Annotated in this window: 4 protein-coding genes; 3 read left to right on the top strand and 1 reads right to left on the bottom strand. The window is 46.9% G+C overall.

Annotation, left to right across the window (positions count from 1 at the left end):
* Positions 1–207, bottom strand: a 207-nt coding sequence (locus Q0668_RS07180) for a hypothetical protein (protein ID WP_298861978.1), incomplete at its 3' end; no start/stop codon positions are given.
* Positions 208–776: 569 nt separating this feature from the next.
* Here Q0668_RS07180 and Q0668_RS07185 point away from each other — a divergent pair.
* The 3 genes from Q0668_RS07185 to Q0668_RS07195 form a co-directional block, all read left to right on the top strand.
* Complete coding sequence (locus Q0668_RS07185) at positions 777–1,526, top strand: hypothetical protein (protein WP_298861981.1); 750 nt, start codon at positions 777–779, stop codon at positions 1,524–1,526.
* Between the two features lie 39 nt (positions 1,527–1,565).
* Positions 1,566–3,092, top strand: a complete 1,527-nt coding sequence (locus Q0668_RS07190; RefSeq protein ID WP_298861984.1) for a hypothetical protein — start codon at positions 1,566–1,568, stop codon at positions 3,090–3,092.
* 411 nt (positions 3,093–3,503) lie between these two features.
* Positions 3,504–3,750, top strand: a 247-nt coding sequence (locus Q0668_RS07195; protein ID WP_298861987.1) for a hypothetical protein, incomplete at its 3' end; no start/stop codon positions are given.

Here is a 3,750-nt window from a genome sequence, read left to right on the forward strand (position 1 = left end):
TACTCGGACGACTTGCGGCAGCTCCGCCAGTCCGAATGATGAAATGAACTTTGTTTCGTCCCCATCACGATAAGAACGCTGCACATTGACACTGTGAAACTCACGGTTTCCATTGTCAGTCTCCACTTCATTCAGGAAAATACTGGCGGAAACGTAACCAATTCTGTACGAATTAACCGGTTTGTTTCCGGACTTTTTCTTTGCCATGTGGCACCTCACTTTCTTGAGAAGGATCGAGATTCGCTTTCCTGACACCATGCCAGTGAAAGAGTTTGCCACGAGGTGAATTCCAGCGCAAGTAAGTCTCAACATAATATCGAAACTACAACACTGTTAGTCCGACTCCCCTCTTCAATGACCTGCTCTGAATGGGTTCGTTGAACCGGTGATGCACTGTACCGGAATGGTGTCATGAGGTGGGGCATGACGGGGGCTGATTCAAGGTGAATCGATCGATGACTCCCCTACTCTGAATGATGAAAAATATTCTGATTCGTTGTATAATTTCAGTGTTCAACGATAGAAATAATTGGTTCGCCTCTGTTTGAACGGGGTCATTATTTGATGGATGAAATAGTTCGTGAGATGGTGCATGAATTAGGTCGCGAAATGTTCACAGTTTCGATCTACTGGTTTATTGCACCAGAGCATACTCTGGAGCATGACCGGAGTCTGTGAACTGCCGTGAACCCGCATTGAATCTCACTGAACATGAGCATGGACGGGGTTTGCATCCCTGCCATGCAGTGTGGCATGAACCGCAATGAACTCCCCTGTTGGGCAGGTCGCTTCAGCGGGGTGTCACCAATATTTTACAGGTTCCATCAACTGCTATATGCTATTCTCACTTTCTTTCTGTTTCCCTTTCATCCTTTCCTGTGGATCAACATCTCAACGTCAAAGAGGCCTGCAAGCTCGTCGGTAAATCGGAGAGCACAATCAAGCGATTGATTCGTGAAGTCGCTTCTGATGTCAATCATGATGACCGACAATTCATCCTCCCGAATCACGAAGAAGTGGAACGACGCAAAGCTACGAAAGAGCCGTATGTCTGGAAGCTTGATCAGCAACTTTTACTACGACGATTTCCGCACGACTCGATTGAGGAAGAGGGGAGTCAGTCAGTGAATGGTTCTGGCAAACGTGAGGCGTCTGACTCGAATTTGGAGTCGGCTTTGCGAGATCAGATTCGTAGCCTGGAAACTCAGAATACATTGCTAGTCTCACAGCTTGACCGCAAAGATGGTCAGATCTCCAATCTCAATGAACGAATGCGGGAGAGCAATATTCTGATGAAAGAACTTCAGCAACGTCTTGCCATCACTGCTCCTGCATCGGAACCACCAGTGCAAGATGCAGAAACTCAAACTGAAACAATAATCACTCCAGTCGTTTCAGAGACACCAAAAGAGAAGCTGAAGTCCACAAAGAAAAAAACGGCTTCCACTAAATCAAAGCCAACTTCCTATGACAAAAAGAAAAAGCAACCAAAGAAGAAACGTTCCCTGTTTGGCATTCACTATTAAAAAAGAGGAGAGTCATCTTTCCACATTCAGCAAACATTCATGCACTCGTCCCATCTCACACCGGCAAAACATGCAGTACTGGCATCAGATGATTCCGGTTTTGTACCTGCTATCAAACCGCCAGCGATCATTCGAGCGGAAGCAAATTTTTTACGGTTTCCATTTTTTGCCTTACATTCCAAAGGGTTGCGGCAATTAGACGGTATTGAATGCATCGGGCGAAAACAGATTCATGGTCGCAATCATGAATTCAAGTTAAGTGTTACTCGCAATACGAAACATCTCTTTCCGGGTACATTGTCACGGTCAGTTCATTACGCCCTGCTCAGTATTCTGCAGGAACAGGGAATTCCGTATCAAAACCCGATCATTTGGAAAAGCTGGAACCAGTTGACCGAACAGATGGGAGTTTCCAGAAGTGGGGAAATTGTGGCAAAAATCAAAGACGCGATTCGCAGGACATCCGGCGTGCTCATTACCACCAACTACGCACTGACGATTGCTATTGGTGAAGACCGTCATGTTCTCCCGCAGGATGAACATGGTTACCATCTGTACGATGCGTACCGCTTTAAGAATGATCGGCTGCATGATGGCTCGTTGTCTAATAGTAATGCAGTCTGGTTGAGTAACTGGTATCTGCGAAACTTAAACAGTCTCTATTCGGGACCGTTGCATTATCCCACCTGGCTCGCACTCGATCATCAGAGTTCCATTGCTAGCAGGTTGTATGAATTTCTGCTTTTTAATTCACGAGCGACCAAAACGGTTTGCATCAACTATGCGACATTGGCAAGCTTCCTACCGATCAAAACGGAACGGTATCGCTCTGCCGCTGAACGACAACTGGCAGTGCCGTTTCGTTTGTTGCATGATCGGAATGTGGTCGCTGATGTCAATTGGACAGCAGGCACTAAAGGACAAATTCAACTGCTGATTCGTCTCGGCTCCCGATTAAATGGCAGTGCAAACAAAACTGAAAAGAGAAGCAATGAATGGCCAGAAATTGCAGATGCAGTCGAAATTCGAGAAATCCGCAATGACGAATCAGCTACGGGAATGATTGTTCGCCAGTTCCATGAGCAATGGTCCGGGAATTTGAACTATCGCCCGACAAAATCGGAACTTGCCTGGGCGAAGGAGTTGGTTGATCTCTACGGACGACAAAAGGTGGAAAAATTACTCACTAAAGTGGTCAGCCGAATGAAGCAGAAAGATGGATTTCCAACTGCAAAAAATTTCGGAGCTACACGGGGCTTCTTCCCGCAGGTGATAAAGGTGTATGAACAAGAGATGCAACGTCGTCGTGATGACCATTTACAGGCATCACAAGAGGTGATTGAGAATCGTAAGGACTCCGAGTCCCGACAGAAACGAAAACGCCACAGAGAGGAAGTATTGAAGATTTGGGAGAATCTGAATCACAATGAGCAGAAAATAATCGAGGAACAGGCATTTGCGCAACAACGGGGAACCGTTCTCAAAGAACACTTCCAGAAGAATGATGAACATCGCAAACGAGAATGTCTCAAAGAATTGGATCGACAACGAAAGGAATCACACTGATGATGTTCCGATGAGTGTGTACTTCAATACAAGAGACTGTGTACCTGAAAACAAGGGGATGTGTACTTGAAAACAACGATCTGTGTACCTGAAAACAAGAGGTGAAAGAGGGGATTGGCAACAGTAAGCCAATAACGGATGATATTATTGATGCAGAACTTTCTATAACGTCTTACAACTTTTTATCACAAGCGGTGCATTGATTCTGTTTTTTATTAGGGACACAAGAGGGGAGTCATCAACCCCCGCGTTTACCCCCGCAGGCAGGTGCGGGGTGAAATACGATTCCGTTGGCGATCGGAAATCGACCAAACGGGGCTTGACGAAGCCAAGAAACACCCCTTATGAGGTGACACCACTCGCGGGCGGGAACCCGCGAGGCCGAGACTTCCGACACATTCCAGGGACGCAATGGCTCCACCCTCGGCCTCGCGTCTCCCTACGGTCGCCCTTCGTGGGTCACGCACTATTCCCTCAACAGGGAACGACCGCGAAGCGGTATGGGCCCCTAAGCCTATCGGCTTCAGACACAATATTCGCGCAAGCGAAAACGGTCGATTAATGGTGTGTCCGCGAATTGACGAGTTTCGCGGACAGAATTGTGCGGTCGGTCTGATTTGGGGCAATTTCAAAATGGATCGAAGTGACGTGAAACTGT

Source organism: uncultured Gimesia sp. (assembly GCF_937910335.1).
In the GTDB taxonomy this organism is placed as follows: domain Bacteria; phylum Planctomycetota; class Planctomycetia; order Planctomycetales; family Planctomycetaceae; genus Gimesia.

What these genes read in the sequence shown, in the direction of transcription:
- Q0668_RS07190 (WP_298861984.1), top strand. Translation starts at nt 1,566, where the DNA reads ATGCACTCGTCCCATCTCACACCGGCAAAACATGCAGTACTGGCATCA.